The 24,193-nt window shown below is 61.7% G+C and carries 16 protein-coding genes; 6 read left to right on the top strand and 10 right to left on the bottom strand.

Features of this window, described 5'->3' with window-relative positions:
* Positions 1–444: 444 nt before the first annotated feature.
* Entirely contained in the window at positions 445–9,144 is an 8,700-nt protein-coding gene (locus K426_RS31570; protein WP_158511790.1) for an autotransporter-associated beta strand repeat-containing protein, read from the bottom strand.
* A 384-nt stretch (positions 9,145–9,528) separates the two neighbouring features.
* Entirely contained in the window at positions 9,529–10,293 is a 765-nt protein-coding gene (locus K426_RS25830; RefSeq protein WP_237230201.1) for a metallophosphoesterase, read from the bottom strand.
* 657 nt (positions 10,294–10,950) lie between these two features.
* On the opposite strand from K426_RS25830, the gene K426_RS25835 reads away from it, so the two are divergent.
* From K426_RS25835 to K426_RS25850, 3 genes are all read left to right on the top strand, one after another.
* Positions 10,951–11,877 carry a M48 family metallopeptidase gene (locus K426_RS25835; RefSeq protein ID WP_066564118.1) on the top strand — a complete coding sequence of 309 codons (927 nt, stop codon included), beginning with the start codon at positions 10,951–10,953 and terminating at the stop codon, positions 11,875–11,877.
* A 988-nt stretch (positions 11,878–12,865) separates the two neighbouring features.
* A complete protein-coding gene (locus K426_RS25845) occupies positions 12,866–13,126 on the top strand; it encodes a hypothetical protein (RefSeq protein ID WP_066564120.1) in 261 nt (86 codons plus the stop codon).
* 143 nt (positions 13,127–13,269) lie between these two features.
* Complete coding sequence (locus tag K426_RS25850; protein ID WP_066564125.1) at positions 13,270–14,259, top strand: rod shape-determining protein; 990 nt, start codon at positions 13,270–13,272, stop codon at positions 14,257–14,259.
* Between the two features lie 381 nt (positions 14,260–14,640).
* Here K426_RS25850 and gdhA read toward each other — a convergent pair whose 3' ends face one another.
* The 5 genes from gdhA to K426_RS25875 form a co-directional block, all read right to left on the bottom strand.
* Positions 14,641–15,990, bottom strand: coding sequence for an NADP-specific glutamate dehydrogenase (gene gdhA / locus K426_RS25855; RefSeq protein WP_066564127.1), 1,350 nt, complete (start codon positions 15,988–15,990; stop codon positions 14,641–14,643).
* A 79-nt stretch (positions 15,991–16,069) separates the two neighbouring features.
* Positions 16,070–16,480 (bottom strand): nucleoside diphosphate kinase regulator, encoded by a 411-nt coding sequence (gene rnk, locus K426_RS25860; RefSeq protein ID WP_021243698.1) that lies wholly within the window; start codon positions 16,478–16,480, stop codon positions 16,070–16,072.
* A 313-nt stretch (positions 16,481–16,793) separates the two neighbouring features.
* A complete protein-coding gene (locus K426_RS25865) occupies positions 16,794–17,174 on the bottom strand; it encodes a Rap1a/Tai family immunity protein (protein WP_021243697.1) in 381 nt (126 codons plus the stop codon).
* 29 nt (positions 17,175–17,203) lie between these two features.
* Complete coding sequence (locus tag K426_RS25870) at positions 17,204–17,701, bottom strand: DUF2141 domain-containing protein (protein WP_021243696.1); 498 nt, start codon at positions 17,699–17,701, stop codon at positions 17,204–17,206.
* A gap of 98 nt (positions 17,702–17,799) precedes the next feature.
* On the bottom strand, positions 17,800–18,174 hold the full coding sequence (locus tag K426_RS25875) for a DUF4168 domain-containing protein (protein WP_066564128.1): 375 nt from the start codon (positions 18,172–18,174) through the stop codon (positions 17,800–17,802).
* A gap of 452 nt (positions 18,175–18,626) precedes the next feature.
* Here K426_RS25875 and K426_RS25880 point away from each other — a divergent pair, with 452 nt between their 5' ends.
* Complete coding sequence (locus K426_RS25880) at positions 18,627–19,487, top strand: serine hydrolase (RefSeq protein WP_237230202.1); 861 nt, start codon at positions 18,627–18,629, stop codon at positions 19,485–19,487.
* A gap of 90 nt (positions 19,488–19,577) precedes the next feature.
* Here K426_RS25880 and K426_RS25885 read toward each other — a convergent pair whose 3' ends face one another.
* Entirely contained in the window at positions 19,578–21,371 is a 1,794-nt protein-coding gene (locus K426_RS25885) for a chloride channel protein (RefSeq protein ID WP_046765033.1), read from the bottom strand.
* A gap of 74 nt (positions 21,372–21,445) precedes the next feature.
* Here K426_RS25885 and K426_RS25890 point away from each other — a divergent pair, with 74 nt between their 5' ends.
* The gene (locus K426_RS25890; RefSeq protein ID WP_046765032.1) at positions 21,446–21,856 is read left to right on the top strand and encodes a MarR family winged helix-turn-helix transcriptional regulator; all 411 of its coding nucleotides are present in this window, start codon (positions 21,446–21,448) and stop codon (positions 21,854–21,856) included.
* Positions 21,857–21,981: 125 nt separating this feature from the next.
* Here the strand turns inward: K426_RS25890 and K426_RS25895 are convergent, their stop codons facing one another.
* On the bottom strand, positions 21,982–22,833 hold the full coding sequence (locus K426_RS25895) for a hypothetical protein (RefSeq protein WP_237230203.1): 852 nt from the start codon (positions 22,831–22,833) through the stop codon (positions 21,982–21,984).
* A gap of 64 nt (positions 22,834–22,897) precedes the next feature.
* Positions 22,898–23,173: an HU family DNA-binding protein gene (locus K426_RS25900; protein WP_021243689.1), complete on the bottom strand. Its 276-nt coding sequence runs from the start codon at positions 23,171–23,173 to the stop codon at positions 22,898–22,900.
* Between the two features lie 334 nt (positions 23,174–23,507).
* On the opposite strand from K426_RS25900, the gene K426_RS25905 reads away from it, so the two are divergent.
* Positions 23,508–24,074: a hypothetical protein gene (locus tag K426_RS25905; RefSeq protein ID WP_066564137.1), complete on the top strand. Its 567-nt coding sequence runs from the start codon at positions 23,508–23,510 to the stop codon at positions 24,072–24,074.
* Positions 24,075–24,193: the final 119 nt, after the last annotated feature.

The following is a 24,193-nucleotide window of genomic DNA, read 5'->3' on the forward strand; positions in this document are numbered from 1 at the left end:
GTGCTCACGGTTGGCGAAGGCATGGCGAGTTATGGAAGGGAGCTGGTCGGTGTGCGCCACCTGTGTGCTGGCATCTGGAAGCGTGAGTCGTCCCAGGCAACCCGACCTGGGTATGAGCGTCCGGAATAGATGCTTTGGAGCGATTACATGTCAATCCTTCAGGAACCCAAGAGGGACTCAATGAGATGATCGAGCGATATCCTGACTGCTTTCTTTCGTCCGAAGTATCTGGGCTGCACGAATTACGCGGCTCAGACAAACACCGCATGGGCGCTATTCCACTGCCACTATCTCACGAAGAAATACGGATGCGTTTTAGATCGATCGTGGGACCGGATAATCAGGAATGTTCGTCGGAAAGGAGCAGCCGATCACATTTAATGATCAACTGCTCCTGATCCGTTACCAGTCAGCAGGTGCCGTCCCCGCCGCCTGGAGGTGGGTCTAGAAGCGGAAGGAAATCCTGCCCGCGACCGAGTGATCCACGGAGGTCGTTCCGATCATGCCGTTATAGGTTGCACTCAAGGTGATCGCGGGAGTCAGGCGCAGCATGGCCTCCGCATCGAACAATCCTGCGTCACGGGAGATGGGCGCCCCGCTGACGGCGAAAGGCAGGCCGCCTGCAAACTGGTTGCGGCCCACAGCGACGGTGTCGCCATAGACATGCCGCCAGCCCAGCATGGCCTTTGCCGCAACGAGACCGGTCGCCGGAGTGGCGAGCCGTGCACCGATGGTGGAAGAAGTGAACGTGTCCGACCGCTTGTCGACGGCCAGGCTCGCCGGACCGCCGCTTTCGGAGAAGGCGTCGGTCTTGACCTTCACCGTGGTCAGGTTCGCGAATGGCTCAAACTCGCCCCGGCTCAGCGGCAAGGCATATCCGATCTCGCCGAAGGCCTGATAGACGTCTCCGTCATGACGGGCACTCGCACTGTCCTGGAACCCGGTAAAGCTGATCTGGCGGCGAAGATCGAGATCTGCCGTGGAATAGCCCAGGCCCATCTTGATGCGCGCGCGTCCATATTGCGCGCCTGCATAGCCAAGGAAATTGGCACTCTCAATCTTGCCGCTTCCCGCCGAGGAACGCAGGTCGGTCTGGGTCCATCCACCCGCAACGCCCAGCGTCCAGTGATCGCCAGCGGCAATATCGACGCCCAACAGTGCGCCGGTGGTGTCGCGATCGACTGACGCGGAATTGCGGTTGCCGTCGCTCTTGCCCCAGTTGCTGATGTTCTGCATCCAGAAGCCGACGCCCGATTGGTGAGCATTGCTCATGCGCGCCAGGACTGCCGAACGCGACTGGCGGCTGTCTTCATAGAGAGCCGTCGTCGCCGACATGTGGATCTCGCCCGAGAGCTGGTCGAAGGCGTTGCCGGCTTCGGTCTCGCTCAGCCTGATTGCCGCACGGTAGATTTCATTGGTGAAGCCCAATGCTTCCACAGCGCTCGCGGTCGACTTCTGGTTGGGCGTGGAAACCGCTGCAGCAAAGTCGATATCGTTGCGCATCAGGCTGAGAAAGACATTGTTCTGGTCATAGCTAAGCCAGCTGTCGAGATAGGCATAATTGTCCGCCGACCCTTCGAATGTGCCGGTAACGCCTCCATTGGCAGAGAGGATCTTGTAGGTCGTCTCGGGAGCATAATTGCTGCCCTCTGCAACCACCTGGACCGTCCCACCCTCGATGGCGGCCGTTCCGGCAACCTCGATCCGGTCGGCGATGCCAAATCCATCCGTGCCCAGATCCGGGCTCGCCTCGACCTCGAATATGGACCCGGCCTCAAAGGTCACATTGCCGGCGACATGGAGAAGACCGATCGAATTGCCCGGTGCAGCCGTGCCGCCATTCTGGACGACGAGCCCACCGATTGTGCCGTTGCCTCCGATGCTGCCTGTTCCCGAGACGCCGACAAGGCCGCCAAGGGCGCCGTTGACCGCAAGGCGCCCACCTTGAACCAGGGTCGAGCCGGTGAAAGTCTGACTGTTACCGGTCAGGTTGAGCCGGCCATCGCCGGTCTTGACGAAGGTTCCCGACCCTGTGAACCCACCGGCGAACTCGCTGTTGACCGACTGGTTGACGGTAAGTTGGCCAGATGAGCCGATGGCGATGGTGCCGCCCGTTCCGCTGAGGCTCGAGACTTCCTGATGCTGATCGCCCAGTTCGAACGACCCGCCGGTCATGACGAGATTCGTGGCCGGATCGAGTACGGAGTTAAGTGCGATCCGCCCTGCCTCAACGACCGTCGAGCCTGTGTAGCTATATTCTCCTGACAGCGTCAGGAGACCATCGCCGCGCTTGATCAGCGATCCTGCACCTGAGAGGGCGCCCTCATAGTCATAATCGTCCGAGCGTGCGAAGATGAGCCTGCCGTCATTGCGTGTCGCGCCAAGCAAATCGCCAGCGGCTGCGCCGTCGCCGACCTGGAGCGTCGCGCCTGCCAGTATCTGGCTGCTGCCTCCAAGCGAACCGGTCAGAAGCAGCGTGCCCTCTTCGATGGACGTCGTGCCATCATAGGCATGGCCATCCCCTGAGTAGGTGAGCGTGCCTGCTCCGGCTTTGACGAACGATCCGGAACCGGAAAGATCATTGGCGAGCGTCCCGTCGCTTTCCTGCGCCAGGACCAGACGAGCCTCATTGACGATCGCGCCGCTGCCAAAGCTGCCTCCTGTGCCGACGACCGTGCCTTCGCCGATGGTCGTGCCGCCGGTGAAATCATTGGAGGATGCCAGGAGCAGCGTTCCAGCGCCGGTCTTCGTCAATCCACCGCTGCCGGTCAGCTGAGCGTCGATGCGGGCGACCATGGTCTCGTCCGTAGCCGTACCGGCCCCGACCCTCACCACGGTTGCAGCCTCGCCCAGGGTCAGCGCATCGCCTTGCAGCAGATAGCCGTCGGATGCGAACTGCATGCCGGCGGTCACGACCGCTCCTTGGATGTTATCGACGGTGACCGTGCCGGCTGCGCCGCCAAAGATGGCGAAGCCCGGCTGCGGCTGCATCGACTTGCTCACGAGGCCGTCTGCGTCGGTCCAGCTTGCATGTTCGAGCGACCAGATGCCGTCGCCGCCATCGATCTGGCCGTTGCTCAGATGATCGACCGCGCTGCCGTCCCAGAAGTTGAGCGTGAGACCTGCCGCGTTCACGAGGTTGACCTGGCCGAGGACTGCGGTCTGAAGTTGATAATGGCTCGACAGACCTTCGGGAACCGACCCAATCTCAAGGCCATTGTCCACGAGCGCGCCGCCATAGTCGAAGAGGCGGGTGACCCCTGGCATGAAGTCGAGAGCCCTGGTCATGTTGAGCGTGCCGTCGAGCGTGAGGTCCCCGGCAACATCGAAGGCCGCGACCTGGGTTGGCGCACCGATCTCGAGATCGACGATCGAGCCCGCCGAAAGGGCAAGGGCACCCAGATTGAGCGTTTGGCCAGCACGACCGGCAAGATGTCCGCCATCGGCGATCGTGACAGTCCCTGCGAGCGTACCGGTGCCTGAGAGTGTCGCCCCATCCGCGACGGTGGCCCCTGTCGCGATCGAACCGTCGACCTTGAGGCTGCCGCTGCTGACGAGTGTCGTGCCCGAATAGTCGTTGACGCCCTCAAGGGTAAGGGTTCCCGTCCCGATCTTGACGAGCGAACCGCCCTCGCCGGAAATGGCGCCTGAGAGGAGATTGTCGGCGTTGAGGCCACCTAGCGTCAGGGTCTTGTCAGCAAGATTTACCGCGCCCGCGCCATCGAGCGATCCGATGGCAAGTCCTCCGGTGGTGAGATTGGCAAGGGAGAGGGTGCCCCCGCCATGCGTGATCGTGGCTTCATCGGCGCTCGACGCATCGGCAAAGATGATCGTCCCTGCAACATTGTTGATCGAGGCCTGCCCTGCCGAAGAGGTGTTGCGGAAGATGAGGCGGCCACCATCGTTGGTGAGACTGGCCGACCCGGCGGTTGCGGCGTCGAAGAACCAGACCTCGCTCCCCGCGCCGCTGTTGCTGATGTTTGCCGTTCCAGCCGAGGACGTGTCGAAGAAGTTGGTGTCGCCGCCATTGCTGTTGACGATCAGCGCGTCGCCGCCGCTCGCATCGTTCCAGAAACTGGTCTGGCCGCGATTGGCGATCTGGGCGTTTGCAGCAGAAGCTGTGTCGGCGAACTCGACCGTTCCGTCATTTGCGATGCCGAGCGATCCAGCCGTAGCGCCCACTTCAAAGCTCAGTAGGCCCGAGAGGACATTCACATTGCCGGTGCCAAGCGCGCCAGTCGTTCTCGTGACGATACCGCCGCCGTTGAGCGTCGTGCCTCCATGATAGCTGTTGGCGCCTGTGAGCGCGAGTGTGCCGGATCCGGTCTTGGTCAATGTTCCAAGGCCGCTGATATCCTGGGCAAGGGTGCCGTTGTCGTCCTGATCGATAACGAGGGCGCCGGCGGTGAGAATGTCTCCGCTGCCCAAACTGCCGCTCGATCCCACAAGGGTACCGGCATAGATGACGGTGCCGCCCTCATAGCTGTTGTCACCGGTCAGCGTCAGGGTGCCAAGGTCGGTTTTCGCCAGAGTGCCATTGCCCTGGATGGTGGATCCGATCACAGCGCCATAGGCGGCACCCTCCGCGGTGCCGTCGCCAACGCGGATGGTGTTGCCAGCACCGATGTCGAGGATGCCGCCTGCCAGATCATATCCATCGACGGCAAACTGGATGCCGTTTGTCGCGATCGTTCCGTCGACCGTGACATGACCGGCTGCGCCCTGGAAGACAGCCATCGCATTGGTGGCTCTGGTGAGAGTGACGGCGCCGTCCATGTCGGTCCAGCTATGCGCTGACGCCGACCAGAGGCCATCGCCTCCATCGACAATGCCATTGTTGAGATTGGCAGCGGCGCTGCCGTCCCAGAAATTGAGCGTTAGACCCTGTGCGCTGACAAGGTTGACCTGGCCTGCAACAGCCGTCTGGATGCCAAGGTCACCAAGCGCCATGGACGAAGGGTAGGAACTGATGCCGAGCGGCGTATTGTTGTACAGCGCGCCGCCATATTCGATGACGCGATAGACGCCAGCATCAAGGGCAGTCCCGCCCGCTGAGATGACGTTGAGCGTGGCACCATTGAGACGAAGATCGCCATTGACGCGAAGCAGACCGGTTTCGCTTGGCGAGGCAAGATTAGCGTCGATCATCGATCCTGCGCCAAGCGTCAGGTCGTTCATTGTGAGGGTTTGGCCCGAAGTCCCCAGGATCCCGCCACCGCTGTTGACGAAAACGTCCCCGGCGATCGTTCCCGCCCCGCCCAGGCTCGCACCATCATCGACCCCTACATAGCCAGAGGCCAGTGCTCCGTTGACGGTGAGGCGGCCGCCCTCGACGAAGGTCGGACCTGTGTAGGATTGGTCGCTGGCAAGGGTCATCGCCCCCGCGCCCGTCTTCACGAGCGTACCAGTTCCCTGGATATTGCCGGAGAAAATCGTCGATCGGCCATTACCGCCGGTGATCAGCTCGCGCGTGCCAAGATCAACGAGGCCGGCGCCAGCGAGCGAGCCGATCGTTTCGCCATTGCCATAATAGTCGCTCGAAAGCAGCATCCCGGCGCCGGAAGCCACCGTGACGCCCGAGAGGTCGCTGATCGCGTTGGGGCCGTGGAGAACCATCTGCCCGGCCGAGACGGTCGTGTCACCCTCATAGGAGTTGCCTGGCTCGCTGGGCGCGAAGCCATAGGCGACAGGCGACCAGAGATGCAGGGTGCCTGCGCCTGTCTTTTCAAATCCTCCTGTTCCCAAGAGCGCGCCATTCTGGTTGACGGTGAGGCCCGAGCCGACGTTCAGCTTCGCATTGCCGTCAAGAACCAGGCGGACCTCATCGCCAAAGTCGCCGCTCACGAGATAGTCGAGTGTCGTGCCGCCTGCCATGACGAGACCGCCCGATCCCAGCGCTCCGCTATGGCCGAGGCCCAGCGTGCCGGAGAGGAGCGTCGTGCCACCGGAATAGGTGTTGGCGCCGCTCAAGGTCAAAGCGCCGGAACCGGTCTTGACGAGCGAGCCGCCCGAACCGGATATGACGCCCGAAATCACATCATCCTGGTTGAGCCCGCCCAGGGTCAGGGACTTGCTTCCAAGAACGACGCTGCCTTCGCCCGATACGCTGCCGATGCTGGTGCCGGCGCTGGCGAGGTCATCAATGAAGAGCTGGCCGGTAGCGGCATTGACGATACGGGCCTGCGCGCCGGTGGCTTCGCCCTCAAAGCTGAAATCGCCGTCGTTGGAAACGCGAATATGACCAGCTTCCGCGACGCCGCCGACACGAGCGCCAGCGCCCGCATGCACATCGACTGTTCCCGCGCCAAAGGCGCCGGTGACGCTTGTGGTGAGGATGCCTGCCTCAACGACCATTCCGCCCGAAAAGCCATTCTCTGCCGTCAGGTCGACGGTTCCCAGGCCGCGCTTTACGAAGGTGCCCGTGCCCCGGATCTGATTGGCGAAAATTGTGTCAGAGCCCTCGTCAAGGATGAGGCGGGTGTCATCTGCGGTGACAATGAATCCGTTCGCAAAGCTGTCGGCATCGCCGATCAGCGAACCCTCATTGAGCCACGTATTGCCAAGATAGCTGTTGGTCCCGCGAAGAGTGAGCGAACCTGCACCATTTTTCTGAAGGCTGACAGTGGCGCCGCTTGAAATGTCGCCCGAGAGGATGACGTCATGATCTCCCACGTCGAGCCGCGACGTGTTGGTGGCAAGATAAATGTCCCGGGTGAAGTCGGTGTCGGCCGCGAAGCGCAGCGTCGCGGTTGGCGTGGAACCACCTCCGATCTCCACCGCTCCGGTGCCGAGGGCGCCTTCGGACGCGATCTCAAGGACGCCGCCGCGGATGAACGTACCGCCTGTATAGCTGTTGCTGCCCGTGAGGCTGCTCGTCCCGCCATAGACGTTGAGGGAGCCCGCTCCCGCGATCGTCGATGACAGCACATAGGCGTCATCGGTATGATTGAGAACGATCCGGTCGAAGCTGCTCCCAAGGACAATCGCGCTGGCCTTAACAAGGCCCGCCGCCTGGGCAGCCTCGTCGCTCATGGCTCCTATCGCCAGGGTGCCGACAGACCCTGGGCGAAGGCCAACCGACAAAATGCCTGCGCCGCTTATACCGGCCGCCTCGACATCCACGACGCCGCCGTCCGCCACGACCAGCGTGCCGACGCCGCCATGACCGACGCTCGCTGCCGTGCGCGCCACCAGCGAGGAGTCTGCGCCGCTCACCTGCACAATGCCGCTGCCGTTGAAATTATCGTCGCCACCGATCAGGAGCTGGTCTGTTGCAAGGGCGGCCCCGTCCAGCACATTCACGAAATTGCCCGAGCCCTGGCCCGCGCCGACCTGGCCAACGACGAGCGAACCATTATTCTGCCAGGTGGAACCTGCCCCGCTCAGCGTGACGACGCCCTTGCCTGAGCCGAAAGTGGCGATATTGGCGCCCTGGGTATAAAGCGCGCCGCCATCCTCGATATCCACATAGGCAGCGCCAAGCTGACCGATGGTGAGCGGGCCGCTACCGGGGACGGAGGACCATTGCGATCCGGCGCCTTCGATGGTGACATGGCCGACCGATCCACCGAGTCCGCCGATCACGCCCGCGCGGCTTGAAACCTGGCCGCCGCCGCTGATCTGCAAGGTTCCCTGCGCGGCGTCGCCCACGTTGAGGAGCCCGTTGCTTGCCCAGCTGGCCGCGCTCCCGCTGACTTTAACGATCGGATTGAGCTCGCCATCAATTTTTCCGCTGTTGCTGGAGAGATCTGCGCTCACCAGGAGGCTGCCCTCGGTGACTGACAAGGACCGCACGCTGTTGCCGCCCGCCAGCGTCAGCTGACCCGCACCGCTCTTGGTGACATCGCCAAATCCCGTAATCTGTCCGGCGAAGATCCCGTCACTGGCCTGATCGAACTCGAGATGACCAGGGTAATTCAATGAAATCGATCCTGTCAGACTGTCGCTGTCGCCGATCAGCCTGCCCCCGGTGATTGTAGTCCCTCCCGTATAACTATTGAGCCCGAGAAGCCTCGTCGTGCCAGCCAGCTGCTGGATGCTGCCGCTGCCGAGGATATTGGCGGCGAACTGATAATCTGCGTCGGTGTGATTGAAGAGGATTGCGCCCTCACCGGCGCCGAAGACGACGTTTTGCGCGTTGAGCGAGCCTGCGGCAGCCGCAGCGCCGTTTCCGCCGATGCGAAGTTCAGCTGCAGAACCGGATTGCGATGCAATTCTGAGCGTTCCAGAACCTCCCACGACATTGACAGTGCCGCCATCGGAGATGTTGAGCACGCCTGTGCCCCGGTCTCCCAGGATCATGGCTGCGCTTGTCGTCGACGCGGCATCAATCGAGCTGCCGGCGCCACTGACGACAACCTCACCATGGGAGCCGGCGTAAGTGCCGATATTGAGGGTGCCGCTCGAGAGCACCGAAGCCCCGTTCCACACATTGACATAGCCCGAGCCCGATCCGCCCACCACCATGGTGGCCGAGGATGACGTCAGGGATGAGCCCGGCCCGACGAGGATCACATTCCCTGTCGCCCCGGCATAATTGCCCACCGACAGTGCCGCCGCCGTAAGAGCGCCGCCATTGACGATCACGTTGCCAATGCCCTGATCCCCGATGACCGCGGAGTTCGTCGCGACGGAGCCGCCGCCGCTTATCGTCAGAAATCCGCTCCCGGTGGGATTGGCTCCAAGAGCCAGGATCGCGCTCTCAGCGTGCGCGCCATCCGAGACGTCAAGCGTGCCTGCCCCCTGGAGACCGAGAAACAGCCACTCACTCGTCCAGTTCGTTCCGGCGCCGGTGATGGACGCGACACCCGAGCTTCCGGCGTTGCTCCCCATCATGCCGGTGTTTGTTTCAAGGCTCGCGCCATTACTGATCTGAAGGAGGCCGTTGGCCCCGGTTCCGATCCTCAGAATATTTGCTTGTCCCGCTCCAGCGCTCAGGCTGACGCTCGGCGACGCTGCGCCATCGATCCGGGCGTCGCTGCCACTGGCCGGAACGCCGCCGGACCAATTTGTCCCTGTCGACCAATCCTGTTCGGCGCCCACCGTTCCGCCGAGCCATGTCGTGACCTGCGCCTGGGCAGGGGATACTGCCAATGCGATGGCCAATGCCGCAGAACTGACCGTTTGAAGCGCACCGATTTTCATGTCGTTTCCCCTGTTCGTACAGACCGCATGCGCCCGCGTCAGCCACAGGCCGCGAAATGCCCTGACCCCAGACAGCATCGACCCGCGACTAACCTGTGACAGGCAAGCCTTAGAATCGGCAAATCGATAGCTTTCTTGAATGCTTGTGTATAGTCCGGTATGGAAGGAATCACGAATAAAAGACTCATGGAACCAAATGGATGCTTATGTATTGGCGTAACCCGATCCGGCTTATGCTGACAGGATTCCTTTGGGATAATGGTATTAGGCCGTCCTTCAATGAAGGAATCGGATCCGCAATGCTGCATTGACATCTGGCGAGGCACGGCAGGCGGACTGCACTGGCAAGCCGCCTTGCCCTGGATGCCTGTATGCAGCCTGCCGCTATGCCCGGGCTTCGAGGAACCAGCGTCGATTGCCCTCCAGGGCCACCGCGCTAAGCCGCCCGGTCTGGAAGGCTCCTGTGTCGATGCCGATCCTGTGGCGCAGGTTCACAGGATTGGGGGAGATCGTATGGCCGTGGACGATAGTGAGACCCTCAAAATGCCCCGCGCTCAGGAAGTCGTTCCTGATCCATCGCAAATCTTGTTGCCGTTGCCGCTGAATCGGCAATCCCGGCCGGATGCCGGCATGCGCGAAGACATAATCGCCGCGGATGATGAGGTCTTCCCCGCGCCTCAGAAATTGCTGATGGGCAGGCGGGATGAGGTCTGGGAGCGCAAGGCTCAGCTGCTCGAGCGAGGCGCGCTGATATTCGACCGGGTCAAGCCCATAACTGATCAGGCAGGCTTGGCCTCCAGCACGAATGAACTGACGCAGGGCCGGGATATTGCCGTCAAGGGCGGCGAGAAGCATCTCTTCATGATTGCCCGTCAGCCAATGAAACGGGCGAAATTGACCGCTTGCCTGCATGGCCCTTTCGACAACGGCCTGTGAAGCGGGACCCCGATCGATAAGATCCCCCAGCAAAATGAGGCGTATGACGTCGGCATCCGCGTCCCGACAGTCTTTTTCGAGTTGGCCGAGCATGTCTTCGAGCAGGTCGAACCGGCCGTGGACATCGCCGATGGCATAGATGCGCTCGCCCTGTGGAGCGAGGCTGTCCCATTGCTCCACCTTTCCTCGCCAGAACCATCGCCGAAATATCACGCCTTTCCTCCCGACCCGTCGGGCCGGCTGCATCCGGCGCATAGCGACTTTGCATGCCGGAGCAGTCGCGCTTGCAAGAGGCCATGCCCAGCTCGGGTGAACCGAAAGATGACGGCATGGTGAATGGGAAAGGGGGTGGGGAAGGGGTCCATCGGATTATGGCTGTTTAATTTGACCAGGTGAAAGCGACGGCATTTGTGATGATCGGGATAATGGGCCTGTGGACATGCAGGCACGCGCAGAAGGCCGCAGGCACATTTGTTGCCAGAAATCCGAGGAGGCATGGTCAGGGTCAACGATCCACCATGCCGCGCCAGATTCCAAGGATTTCGAGCCCCTCTTAGATTTGGATAGAGTACCAATGGGGTGACGCCAGTTCATGCTGGCCCTCCAATCATCCCGATGAGCTTCAATGATCCCGTGCCAATGCCCTGCGCGCCGCCATCCTTTGGCCAGAGACATGATGGGGCTCCTGTGAATTTATCGCGCCGCGGTACAACATCGGATGCCTGAGGCGCAACTCCCGCTTTTCGATGAAAGCAAGCTTTTACAGGAACGGGACGGTAATCAGCATCGTTTCGAGCGATCCCGGTTCATCCATTCCTTTTGAATGAAGCAGGAAAGATATAGCTATCCTTCATCCTGGAGGTTTTGAACATGCTGCCTGCAATCCGTGCGTTCATTCTTGGACTGGCCGTCACGCTGTCATGGCCAGCGCAGGCAGGTCTTCTCGAGACAATGCGCGACATGGATATGCGTCTTGCGTCCATCATGTTCCGTCTGACGACGGGGAATGTCTCGTCATGCCCTCACAGGATGCCTGCCACCGGCATGGTGGTTCACGCGCTCGAACAATATGCGCCTGACCTGCGCGAAGAAGCCCGCGCGACCTTTGGCTTCCCGGCAACCTTGTCGATCATGGCAGTCGTGCCTGGAAGTCCTGCCAGCAACGCTGGCCTTGCGCCGGGCGACGGCATAACAAGCATCAACGGTATCACGGTTCGGGAAGCAGGCGGCAAGGATTCAGGCTCGAGCAGGCGCAGGGACGAAATCGAACGCTATATCGCCGCGCAGCCGCCTGCAGAAGCGATCCGCCTCTCTATCCGGCGAGGCGGCCAGGAATTTCCTGTTCAAGTCCGGCCTGTGCCAGCCTGCCGTACCCGCTTCGAGGTAAGTTCCGGTCTTGGCGAGTGGGCGATCTCCAACGGGGAAACGATCCAGCTCTCCGCGCGCTTTCTCGCCAGGTTCGGCGACACCGCTCTTGCCGTCGTAGCCGCCCATGAACTTGCCCATAATATCCTTGGCCATCGCGCAAGGCTTGAGGGCCAAAAGGTGAAGCGGGGCCTTGCCGGAGCGTTTGGCAGAAGCGCCCGTCTCGTGCGGGAGGCCGAAGACGAGGCGGACCGGCTCAGCGTTCATCTTCTCTCGGCCGCCGGCATCAATCCCATGACGGCAGTCGACTTCTGGCGTGGCGAAGGACGCGCGATCGGCGGCGGGCTGTTTCACGCCTCCACACACAGGGGAGCAAAAGCGCGGGCGGCGCTCATGGCCCTGGAACTCAAAAGGCGTGGTTCCGCTCCCTGATGACCTCAATCGGCAGGCCATATTGTGAGGGAGCGGCGCCGGCCGGCAATTGCAGGCTTTGCGGCTGCGCATCTGGCGCGCGCATGCGGCAAGGCGCGCTCTGAGGGATCGCGGCGACGCCCAAGATCAGGGATCGGTCATGGACGGCATGGAGAAGAGTCTGGCGGCATCACGGCCCTATGCTTTTGGGGCGCGTCCCTGGGGAAAGCGGATTCAGGGCGCCAGCGAGCGATACCTTCCGCGATAGAAGCGCCGCTTGATCAGGGTCAGGCGGGCGCACGATGTGTCCAGGGCCAGTGGCGAAGAACCGGCACCATCCAGAATGAACTGGCAGGCTCTGTTTATGGCTTTGGGCATGCAAAAAAGGCAGAAGCGTTGCTGCGGATCGCAATGCACTGAGCCCACCGCCCTTCGGACGCCAGACCCCCGCGCGATGGTCGGCTCGCTCCGGAGTGGCTTCGTTTGCAGCCAGGGCAGCCAGGAGAGGGGGGAAGCCGTCATTCCTTGGCGATTGCCTTATGACAGATAAAGAAGAAGGAATGGATTATAATAGACATGCATTTATGTCTTTCCGAATCATGCGGATATTTGCTATACGACTCGAAAGCAGTAGTTCAGAAAAGATTTTAATCCGTTCAACGCATTCAGTCCTTCACGAACAGGGTCAGCATTTGCAGATCAGCGCAGGCTCCCCGAATGGAGTTTGGCTTTCCGCGCATGCGCAGGTCGCCCTCGGGTCGCACTAAGGGAGGAGCACGGTGTCTGCCAAAACGGGAGACACCGTGCTTCCTATTGGCTTTTTGGGGCAGCAGCGCCTGAGGGCGTTTTTGGGGCGGGCTGCATTGTCAGCCATCGTCTGCTTTGCGAAATTCTACAGGAGATCTGCAGTTCCAGGACGCCCCTCGCCCGGGGTGACCTGTCTATTTCCGAAGGTGGGAGGCGGCGGTGAAGGTCTGCCAGGTGCAGTCAAACAGGGAAGACGCGAACAATGATGAAGGCTGACTCCCAGGGGGAGAATTGGCAGGGTGAGGGGCCTCTCCACGCGGCACGGCCACGCCCGCAGGAAACGGACAATGTCGTTTTCCTGCAAGATCCGGACTGGCCTCCCTTGACCTATGCCGATCTCCCGCGAATGAAGTACAGGTTCGACACGCTGGAACATATCATCCAGTCGGTTTCCAGCCTCGCCGGGCCCGTCCTTCTGGTTCTGACTTGCGCTGCGATTGGCTGGGCCCTGACGCGAAGCTGAACTTCGCCGAGGCAGCGCCAACCAAGATGGCGTGATACAAGTCTGGAGCGCGTGCAGTCGGCCGCGCCAGACGCAGTTGACAGCACGGCGCCAGGACACGCAAGCGGCAAGACAAGGTCGTCGCGGCTTGCTATGGCATCGGCATGCTTTCAATTGCATCATGGAAGCGGCCGGAAATCGCGATAGATTTCGGGTCCGCCAATCTGCGCATCGTCCGCCGCGACGCCGGCCTTATATTCAATGAACCGTCCTTGTGCTGCTTTGCGGATTTCAAAACGATGCCGCGCCTGGTCGCCGCAGGTACCGCGGCGCAAGCAATGGTTGATCGGACGCCTGGCAAGATGACGGTCAGGCGCCCTTTGCGGCGGGGCGTGCTCCAGGATATTCACACCGCCAGCGAGCTTTTGCGCTATGCCGTCGGCGCTGCTCTTGGACGCAGGCTTTCGCGCAAGTCGCGTGCGCTTATCGGCGTGCCCGCCGACGCAACCCAGGCTGAATGCCGCGCGCTGCTGACCGCGGCGGACGATGCGGGGCTCCGCGCTGCCCAATTGGTGCCCGAACCCTTTGCCGCTGCCGTAGGCGCCGGGGTTCGTGTTCATGAACCTCGCGGTGCGTTGATCGTCGAATGTGGTGCGGGCATTACCGAGGTGGCGGTGCTTTCGCTTGGGGGTATGTGCGTCACGCGCTCTGTGCGCGTCGGTGGCGCGGCGCTGGACCAGGCGATAACCGACTATCTGCATTTCGAGCACAAAATGCTGATCGGCCGCCAGACGGCCGAGCGGATAAAGAAGGGCTATACTGAACGGCGCTGCCGCCAAGAGGCGCTGGAAGTGAAGGGCCGAAGCCTCGTCTCGATGGGCCCCCACTCGCTGCGTATCGATGCTGCAGAACTGGATCATGTGATAGGGAAGCATGCGGCCAGGATCACCGAAACCATAGGAGAGGTGCTTAACGGCACGCCGCCCGAGCTCAGCCGCGACCTCCATATGGATGGCATTCTTTTGACCGGCGGCAGTGCCGCCACACCCCGTTTGCGCGAAATGATCGAGCAGGACACCGGATTGCCGGTAAAGATAGCAGACGATCCATCGCTTTGCGTCGCCCAGGGCTTGCATCGGCTTCTGCAAGACTGACGTCACAAAGGTCCAGACGACCGGGCGATGCTCACCTCCCTGGAGTAAGAGAGTATCCGGGCGCGATTGCCGCAAGCGTTCTGCGGGATGAAGTCTGGCAAGTGACGAACAGGGTCGGTCACGATAACTGCACTCGACGCATATCGGCGGAGCGTACCGTTTGAGAGCGCTGAGGGCAGTTATCGCAGAAGCTTCGCCTATTTTCGGCGCCTCACGCGATTTGCAGCAAGCGCACTCCCGTGGCCGCTCCACGGGATATTCCAGGAGCGTTTTTAAGCAGATGGAAACGCAAGTTCGGCGAAGCCAATCATTGGCTGACTCAGAAAAACACGACAAACCAAATATCTAGGGCGGTCGAGCCGATGCAATTGGATCGCAACTCTAGATCACGCCCATCGCCTGCATCGCCTCTGCAACCCGGATAAAGCCGGTGATATTGGCGCCCAGCACATAGTTGCCAGGCGCGCCATAAATGTCGGCCGTTTCCGCGCAACTGTCATGAATGCGGCGCATGATCGCGGCCAGGCGCGCTTCGGTCTCCTCGAATGTCCAACTGTCGCGCGATGCGTTTTGCTGCATTTCCAGCGCGGAGGTCGCAACGCCTCCGGCGTTGGCCGCCTTGGCAGGACCGAAAAGAATGCCCTCGCCCTGGAAAAGGCGCACAGCCTCGGGCGTGCAGGGCATGTTTGCCCCTTCACCCACGGCGATGACGCCGTTGCGGATCAGCGTTGAGGCATCGTTGCCGTTGAGTTCATTCTGGGTGGCCGCGGGCACCGCCACTTCGCACGGCGTTTCCCAGACGGAGCCCTGCTCGCGGAAATGGGCGCCGGCGCCTTTGAGGCGCGCATAATCGGAAATCCGCTCGCGACGCACGAGCTTGATCTCTTTCAGCAGTTCAAGGTCGATCCCGCCCTCATCAACGATGAAGCCTGAAGAATCCGAGCAGGCGACCACCCTGCCGCCAAACGCATTGATCTTCTCGATCGCATAGATCGCGACATTGCCCGATCCTGACACAACGGCCCGCTTGCCTTCCAGGCTCTCGGCCCGGGTCTTGAGCATCTGCTCGAGGAAATAGACGGCGCCATATCCGGTTGCCTCGGTGCGGGCTCGCGATCCGCCGTAGATCAGACCCTTGCCCGTCAGGACACCGGCTTCATAGCGATTGGTGAGACGCTTATACTGTCCGAACAAATATCCCACTTCCCGCGCGCCCACACCGATATCGCCGGCGGGAACGTCGGTATATTCGCCCAGATGCCGATAGAGTTCGGTCATGAAGGATTGGCAGAAGCGCATGACCTCACCATCGGATCGCCCACGCGGATTGAAGTCGGAGCCGCCCTTGCCGCCGCCGATAGGCATGCCGGTCAGGGCATTTTTGAAGGTCTGTTCAAACCCCAGGAACTTGATGATCCCGACATTGACGGAAGGATGGAAGCGCAACCCCCCCTTATACGGGCCAAGGGCTGAATTGAACTGGACTCGAAATCCCCGATTGATCTGGATCTGGCCGTTGTCATCAACCCAGGGAACACGGAAGATGATCTGCCGTTCCGGCTCGCAGATCCGTTCAATCAATGCGTTGTCCATATAGTCGGGATGCTTGGCGATAACGGCGCCAAGGCTTTCGAGCACCTCCTCGACCGCCTGGTGAAATTCTGTTTCTCCTGCATTTCTCCGCAGGACATCTTCATAAATGGGAAGAAGTTTTTCATCGATCCGGGGCAAGGGCGGGTTCCTTTCTTCTCGAAAATACAAGCGCGCGAGAGCCTCGCGCCGAGGGCAGGGGCAGGGGCAGGGGCAGGGCCTAGATCCGCTCGGGCTGCGTAACCTTCAATATGGCAAGTGGCCGCTCGCGACCGTCGCGATCGGGCCAGTCGATCACATGGCCTTCACCCAATCCGATGAGACCTGCGCCAACAGGCGTGAGGATCGAGATACGCCCCGCCGAAATGTCGGCGTCTCCCGGATAGACAAGCTGCACCGTGCGGCTGCTCCCGCTCGTGTCATCCTGGAATTCCACAATCGAGTTCATGGTGACGATGTCGGCTGGAAGACGGTCTGCCTTGACCGTTTCGGCCCGGGCTATTTCGTCAAGCAGCAATTTGCCCGCCTGCATCCCGCGCTCTGCTGCCGAGAGTGCAAGATTGGTCAGATTATCGGCTTCGGAGTCGATGAGACGGACCGGAGGGCGCTTCAAATATATGCGGCTGGTCATGGCGCTGGCTTTCGAGAGTGAGGGGTCGCCGGCCTAATGGCTGCGAACATCATTTCATCGATCTGCCCCGAGCCCGGGGCATTTGCACCAGAACCCGGGGCTAGGCGCCCGCGAGAAGCTGCCCTCCATTGTGGCGGAAATGCCAGAATTTAACCCAAATGCTCATGATCGCAATCCTGTCAGAGGGGCCTGCCCAAGTCAAATTCACGGCCGCCCCTGGAACGCCATCTCGTGCACCCCGCGTCCCGCGGAAGCCACCAGCTCCCGATTTCGCCCGAGCAAGGACTGCCGCTCTCCAGATGAGACCGTACCGTCAGGATGTCGCCGCGATAACCCGGGTAGAAGCGCAGGACAGGCTGTCGGCGACCGCGGCATGAACGGCCGCCGCCGCGGACAGGCCGCGCAGCGCTTCGTCCGATTCCAGGCGGCTGAGGACCAATTCGGCGGCGCCCTGATTGGTCATCTCCATGCGGCACAGGCCCTGGCGTCCATCTTCTCCGTCAGCGTAGAAAATACCGTCGATGACGCCGGCTACATACATCGAGCACTGACCATAATTGGGATGGGAGCATATCTCGAACAGGCGTTCGCCCGAGAAAAAGGCGGGTATTTCCTTAAGCGGCGCGGTAGCCAGAGCCGGGGAGAGCGGCAACAGCAGGGCTGACAGCGTCATGACAAGAAACGTGCGGTTCATATCATCTCCTTGCGGGCCTTATGGCCCTTTCACTCCTCAATCGGCCGGATCGAGAGCCCGCGGCGGTAATTCAGCACTATGGGGATCTTCTTCACCTCCGTGCCAACACTGACCACGACTTTTGCAAAGGCAGGCTTGAGGTGGAACAGCGAGAGGGAAGGATTGCGCGAAAACCCGCCACCATCGTTCCACCCCGATTTACCGTTACCATCGACATCATGGCGAACAGCCACCGCGTAAGCGCCTGGCGCGGGGAGACTGACGCAAACCGGCATGAAAGGGACATTGCTTACGGGCAGATCAATCCGCCGCAGCCATTTTCCCTTGGCGAGAAACGATTGCGGATCGCTGCCATATATCTGGACCCTAAGATCGCCCGCGCTCTTCTTGAAGCCGCGAACCTGCACCAGGAAAGCGGGACCGGCGCCTTGTTCGCAAGCCTGTGCGTCGGGGCCCATGATGCCTCGCTGGGCGTGGGCCTGTACCGGCAGGCCACAGGCCAGAAAGATGAAAGCTGCCTGGAACAATCCCCAGCTCCTGCGGGCGCGATGTCTTGTTTCAACGCGGAAATCGTGGATTATGCCGATTTTCAAATCTCCTGAATGCTGTGGAATGCATGAGAAATTCAGATCGAAAGCTTTTCCTCCATCATCAACTGGCGTACCTCGCGGCGCAGGGAACGCTGCTTGTCGACCGCACTGCTGATCGCATTGAAGGTGGCGACATCAAGGCCGTGCCGGCTCAGCGCCTGCATCATTTCCGCCTTCGCACGCTCCTGGAGAAGGTCCGCCTTGTCCTGTGGGAGGCTGTCGATGCGAAACGAGACGGCCTGGCGGATTTTCTGGATTTCAAGCAGGGTCGATGCATAGGCATGGATCTGCCGGTTGGAAAAGGCTGTGCCAAGGGTCCCGTTCATGTTGGGGACGGGCGCACCCGCGGCCGCGAGCGCAGCAGGGGCGGCAAGGAGCAGCAGCGCTGGAATACAAGCTTTTCTGACCATGAATATCCTCAGACAAAGGTTGATCGGATTGGGGTCGGGCGGGAGAGGCAGTTTCTCTCCCCGCTACCCTCTGGCGAGGTTCGCATGTTGCCAGACCAGAGCGTCCACTGGGCCCAGTTATGAAGCTTTCTGCGCTGAACGCCCCTTTTATAGCGATGAACCGATCACTTGCGAAGGGCTGGTAGGCCCTGCCTCTCACAACGCATTGCAAAGAAAAGGATTTCCCGTTGCCCAGATTTCCATCGAGCCGAATGGTCCTGAGTTCTGCATTGGGTCTCGCCTTCCTTGGAGGCTGCGTTCCGGCGGGCGAACGCGTGCAGGCGGCAAGGCCGGCACAGCCCACCAGAGTCGCCACCGTGCAGGCGCCACAGCCCTCACAGCCGGCGCGGCCGCAGCCTCCAGCCGACCTCCTCAATGCAGTTCAGGGGCTGGGGAGCGCGTATAAGGGAAAAGTGGGCATCTCCGTTCGCGACATCGACGAAGGATGGACCGTGTCGTTCAATGGGGACGCGTCGCTGCCGCAGCAGAGCGTCAGCAAATTATGGGTCGCGATCGCGGTCATGGATGCCGTGGATCGCGGCAAGCTCAAGCTGTCCGATCCGGTGACGGTACGGCGATCCGATCTGACCGTCTTTCATCAGCCGATCCGGCCATTGGTGACGAAGTCGGGGTATCACACAACGATCGGAAAGCTGCTCGAGCTAGCCATGACGCGCAGCGCCAACAGTTGCAACGATGTGCTCTTGTGGAAAGTGGGCGGACCCAGCGCGATCCGCACCATGCTGGCGCGAAAGGGGGTTTCAGGGGTTGGCTTTGGTCCTGGTGAACGGTTGCTGCAGGCAAAGACCGCCGGTCTCACATGGCGCCCCGAATGGGCCGGAGGCTGGGGCTTCCTCAAGGCGCGGGCGGCCATGAGCTATGCAGCGCGGGACCGAGCCCTCAAGCGCTATCTCGCCGCGCCCTATGACGGCGCATCGCCCAATGGCATCACCCTTGGTCTTGCGATGCTCAAGCGCGGTGAATTGCTGACACCTGCCTCCACCCGGCATCTTCTTTCTCTGATGCGCGCGAGCAGGACGGGGCCATTGCGCCTGCGGTCAGGACTTCGCTCTGGATGGACGCTTGCCCACAAGACCGGCACGGGTCAGGATCTTGGCAATCTGTCGACCGGCTATAATGATGTGGGTATCCTGAACTCGCCTGACGGCCACCGCTATGCCGTCTCTGTCATGATCGCAAGCACGCGCCAGCCGATCCCCGTCCGCATGCGCCTGATGGGCGATGTCACCAGAGCCATCATCCGAACCGAGTAGAATTAGCCGTATGGGAGCGGAGAGGGCGCTCAGCCGGGATAGCGGATCGGTGCTGCGACCACGCCGCTGCCCCGGCGCGCGGCTTTTCAGCTATTCCCGCCGCCATCCACGCCGGAGCGGAAGGTCAGGAAGGATATGCGCCTGGCGGCCGATTTCGGTCTGTCGGCTTGCGCTGCGGACCTTGAGGAGGTCCTGGCGGGAGACGATGCCCAGGAGCCTGCGCGTTTCCCTCTCGATGATCGGGATGCGACCGATGCCGGAACTCACGATGAGATCCGCAACCGCGCCGCTTGGCGTTTCTGGATAGGCGACAGGTTGCGCAGCGTCCGACACGGCGTCAGCCAGCATAGTCTGGTCGCGCCGGCCCTCCAGCTGCCAGCGCAGGGCGTCGGAGCGCGAGACCAGTCCTAGCAGCCGCCCATGAGCATCAATCACAGGGTAGCTGCGGTGAACGGCATCGCGCTCGAAAAAGGCGATGGCGCTCTCGAGCGTCATCGTCCCGGGCAATGTGGCCGGGTCGGGGCTCATGATCTGGCCCGCCTGGAGCATATCGAGGGTATCGACCGTATATTCCTGCAGGATATGCCGTCCACGCCGCGCTATCTTCTCTGTCAGGATCGACCGTCGCATGAGCAGGACGCTGATCGCATAGGCGCTGCCGGCAGCCGCGACCGTGCAGGGAATAGCATGGAACTGGCCGGTAAGTTCGACGGCGAAGATCGCTCCGGTCATGGGCGCCCGCATCGCGCCGCTCATGATCCCGGCCATTCCGACCATCGCCCAGAAGCCCGGGTCGCCCGGAAGAAATTGTCCCATCAGGAAGCCTGCGGCGCCGCCCAGGATGAGGATGGGAGCCAGCACGCCGCCCGAGGTTCCTGAACCCAGCGCCACGAGCCAGACGATGGCCTTGACGAGGAGGAGCGCTGCGACGACCTTGAAGGGCAACGTAGCGTTGAGGAGGCCCTCGATATTGGCATAGCCGGCACCCAGGACGTGGGCATCTATCAGGCCGCCCAGGCCCACGACGACGGCGCCGATGGCGGGCCACCACATCCAGTGGACGGGCAGGCGATGGAACAGGTCCTCGATCCGGTAGAGCGATGTCGAAAGAAAGGTCGCCTGGAGTCCGACGACCACGCCCATGCCGGCGGAAGCGAGCAGATCCCAGCTTTCGCCGGGCAGGGCTGCTGTCATCGGGAACATGGGGCCCGACCCGAAGAGCAAGGGACGCCAGGCGTAGGCGATCAGGGCACCGGTCACGACCGGCACGAAGCTGCGCGGCTTCCATTCGAAGAGAAGGACCTCCACGGCGAGCAGGATGGCCGCGAGCGGCGTGCCGAAAATGGCCGTCATGCCGGCCGCCGCGCCGGCGACGAGCAATGTCTTGCGCTCCGCCGCGCTTAGATGAAAACATTGTGCGAAGAGGGAACCGATGGCCCCTCCGGTCATGATGATCGGCCCTTCAGCGCCGAACGGGCCGCCGCTGCCGATCGAGATCGCCGAGGACAGCGGCTTGAGCAACGCGACCTTGAGCGACAGGCGGCTTTCCCCGAAGAGGATGGTTTCAATCGCTTCAGGAATGCCATGTCCGCGGATCTTGTCCGAACCAAAACGTGCCATCAGCCCGACGATGAGGCTGCCGAGAACGGGAATGAACAGGATCATCCAGCCTGCAGAGGCATCGGCAATGCTGCTCTCGCCCGCAGACAGGCGGCCGTACCAGAAGAAATTGGTGGCAAGCGCGATCGCCTTTACAAGTATCCAGGCGCCCAGGGCTCCGCCCGAGCCGACGACAAGAGCCATGATTGCAAGCATGATCATGCGCCGGTCAACACTGTGATCGGCAAGTTTGGCGTCAGCGGCCCTTTGAAAGGTGGGATGCATGTTCTGGACTGATCCTGGAAGATTGATGCCGCCACCTATGTCGCAATACGATATAAATCAAGTATGAGACCGGAATGCAGAAGAACGAAACCCTTGCCGACGCCGATTATGCAGCGCTTGCATCCTTTCGACACGCCATCCGCAGATTTCAGGCCTTCAGCGAGGAGCAGGCGGCAGCTGTGGGCCTGACGCCGCAGCAGCATCAGGCCTTGCTGGCGATCAGGGGCTGCGACCCCGACAAGGCAACGGTGGGTCACGTCGCAGAGCGGCTGATCCTCAAGCCGCACAGCGCGACCGGCCTCGTCAACCGGCTCGAGGCGCTGGCTCTGATCAGGCGAGAGCAGGCCGCAGATGACAAGCGGCGGGCGCTTCTTCGCCTGACTCCTCGAGCCTATGCGCTTCTAGACGCCTTGTCGGCCACCCATCGGGAGGAGATCCGTCGTATGGCGCCTATCCTCGCAGAAGTCTTTACGCAGCTTGGTTGATCCCAGAGCGGAGCCGCAGGCCTACTCCGGACCACCCGAAGCGCTGCCCGGGCAGGGCAGCGTCCTGTTCCTGTGCGCACTTCAGGGGCCGACAGGGCGCGCGAGACTGGAGAAATATGAGGCGCTTAGCCGGAAACTGTGCGAGTGAGCCAGGCGATGAACGTCCCGTTTGCCCAATTGCCGGCATCGACGAGAAAGTCCGCGGGCGGGGCGCTGTCGTCACCAGCCAAGCCGCCTGGATCGACGGCGATCATGAACTGTCGCTCTGCTTTACCGGGAACGCAAATCCTGATGTTGTACCGCGCAGCAGCTTCCGATTGAGGGAAGCGGGCTCGCTGGATCCAGCATTCGATACCATGGGCATCGAGCGCAACCTGGAGATGTTCGAGTGCGCGCAGCACATCCCGGTCCAGCGGCGAGCGGACCGGCATGAAACGGCGGCCGTGATAAATGGGCAGCGCATGGCCGGCAATGGCTTGCACGCGGCCTACCGGATCTGCTTCGCAAGCGATCAGGGCTAAAAAGGGCCCTCCTGCGTCGCCTTGGAAGGATATCCGGGTACGAACGCGAACGGGCATCGCGTTCGGGCTGTAGAGCAATGATGAGCAGATATCCGTGGCGTACAGGGCCAGGAAACCCTGGACCGGCCTCCCGCACCGCGCAGTGGCGCGAAGCCGGGCAGCAACCTCACCGCTCCGCAAGGCCGAGCCATGAGTCCAGAAGTGATCGGCGAGGCTGGCGCCGGCTGCTACCTCGAAAAAGGCGCTCGCCCGCCGCAGGGCCGCAAACGCCCTGGTCGCTGAGGGACCATCCGGTGCGAGGGCCGGTGGAGGGATGATGCTGCAATCCGCCGCCTCCAGGAGTTCCTCCAGCAGCAGCGCCAGAGGATCGCGGGGCGCGACCATAGCCATACCCGGCGCCGCAGGCAGCATGGCGTCAGCGGTGATGTGGAACAACGGGCGCGGCGATGCCCGCACGGCGCCAAGCTCCGCCGCGGATGTACGGTCGGGTTCGATGTCCGGCGCCGTTTCCCGATGCGCGTCAGCCGTTGATCTTGTCCTTTGTAGCTTTTGCCGGTGCGAAGACGAGCTTGCGTGACGCTGCGATCCTGATGGCTTCGCCCGTGGCCGGGTTGCGTCCATCGCGCGCGGCGACGTCTTTGACCTTGAATTTCCCAAATCCTGCGACGCTGACTTCCTCTCCCCTGGCGCAAGCGCTGCCAATCGCCTCGAAGACAAGATCGACCGCCTTGCGGGCGTCCGCCTTGGTGGAGCCGGTCTCATTGGCAAGATAGTCTGCAAGGTCGCTATTCGTCATCGAAGCTCATCCTTCCCGTCATGATGCTCGCTTGCATAGCCTGAAGCTGCCGGCAGCGCCACGCTTAGACCCATGAAACGGGTCAGGCACGACATCGCGGCCTTGCGGAACCCTGGCGCCCACCAGATCTGAGCGGGGAGAGCGCTGGTTCCGTATGGATTTTCTATCGCAAGTTCACGAATGATCACGAACCGGCAAGAGCACTCAGCCTGCCATCTGTGTCACTTTACCCCGCCATCCTGGTAAAGTGACACAGATGGCAAAACGACTTGTTTGACGACCGATCCGCATTTCGGGGATTCACAAGAATCGGGCTTTGTGCTTGATTCGTTCCATGCTGCAACAAGATCTCTTTCGCCGCCCTGTATCGGATCTCGTTCCAGAAGCGGGGCTGTCGGATGTCGTCCATGCCATAGCGAAACATTCAAGCAGGCCACGCTACACCTTCATGGTGCTGGATCTCATCGCCCGCGTCGCTCGATCAAACGGGCAGGCCGGCCCCCTCGTCCGGGACGGCGAGGCGCTTGTCCCCATCCGCGAATGGCTCGCGGCCACGATCGCCCCCAGCGCCGCCCGGCATCACCAGCGCCGCGCGACCATCGGCAAGCTGCGATCCGCGCTGGCGGCCAGCGGAGCCTTGCCCTTAGATCCCGCGGAGGCCGAAAGGTTCGTGGAAACGCAGGTCAGCGAACGGATCCGAGATAGCGGCATGACCGCTGTCAGCCGCGCGGTGTCCGAACTTGTGCGGGCCGGACTCATCAAACGCCATTATCAAGGCTATCGTGTTGACCACGAAAATCGCGGCGCAGGACGACATGCGGTTTATACCGTGCCTGAGACGGTGCGAAACGCGCTCCACCCAGGGGCCGCCGGTGGACAACATCCTTCGGCTCCGAATTAGCCGCGCAGTAGCGCATCTGCAGCGGGGGCCACGATCTCGATTGATCGGAAAAGTCCGCCCGCCATGCGGCGGGCGGACAGTTGAAGGGTTCTTTTGGTTACTACCGCAGAGCCCTCGGG

Source organism: Sphingobium sp. TKS (genome assembly GCF_001563265.1).
Lineage (GTDB): Bacteria > Pseudomonadota > Alphaproteobacteria > Sphingomonadales > Sphingomonadaceae > Sphingobium.

Excerpts from the sequence above, each read along its gene's own strand:
- K426_RS25865 (WP_021243697.1), bottom strand. The coding sequence starts at position 17,174 with ATGAACCGCACGTTTCTTGTCATGACGCTGTCAGCCCTGCTGTTGCCG.
- K426_RS25875 (WP_066564128.1), bottom strand. The coding sequence starts at position 18,174 with ATGGTCAGAAAAGCTTGTATTCCAGCGCTGCTGCTCCTTGCCGCCCCT.
- K426_RS25900 (WP_021243689.1), bottom strand. The coding sequence starts at position 23,173 with ATGACGAATAGCGACCTTGCAGACTATCTTGCCAATGAGACCGGCTCC.
- K426_RS31570 (WP_158511790.1), bottom strand. The coding sequence starts at position 9,144 with ATGAAAATCGGTGCGCTTCAAACGGTCAGTTCTGCGGCATTGGCCATC.
- K426_RS25905 (WP_066564137.1), top strand. The coding sequence starts at position 23,508 with ATGCTGCAACAAGATCTCTTTCGCCGCCCTGTATCGGATCTCGTTCCA.
- K426_RS25845 (WP_066564120.1), top strand. The coding sequence starts at position 12,866 with ATGATGAAGGCTGACTCCCAGGGGGAGAATTGGCAGGGTGAGGGGCCT.
- K426_RS25835 (WP_066564118.1), top strand. The coding sequence starts at position 10,951 with ATGCTGCCTGCAATCCGTGCGTTCATTCTTGGACTGGCCGTCACGCTG.
- K426_RS25885 (WP_046765033.1), bottom strand. The coding sequence starts at position 21,371 with ATGCATCCCACCTTTCAAAGGGCCGCTGACGCCAAACTTGCCGATCAC.
- rnk (WP_021243698.1), bottom strand. The coding sequence starts at position 16,480 with ATGACCAGCCGCATATATTTGAAGCGCCCTCCGGTCCGTCTCATCGAC.
- K426_RS25890 (WP_046765032.1), top strand. The coding sequence starts at position 21,446 with ATGCAGAAGAACGAAACCCTTGCCGACGCCGATTATGCAGCGCTTGCA.
- K426_RS25850 (WP_066564125.1), top strand. The coding sequence starts at position 13,270 with ATGCTTTCAATTGCATCATGGAAGCGGCCGGAAATCGCGATAGATTTC.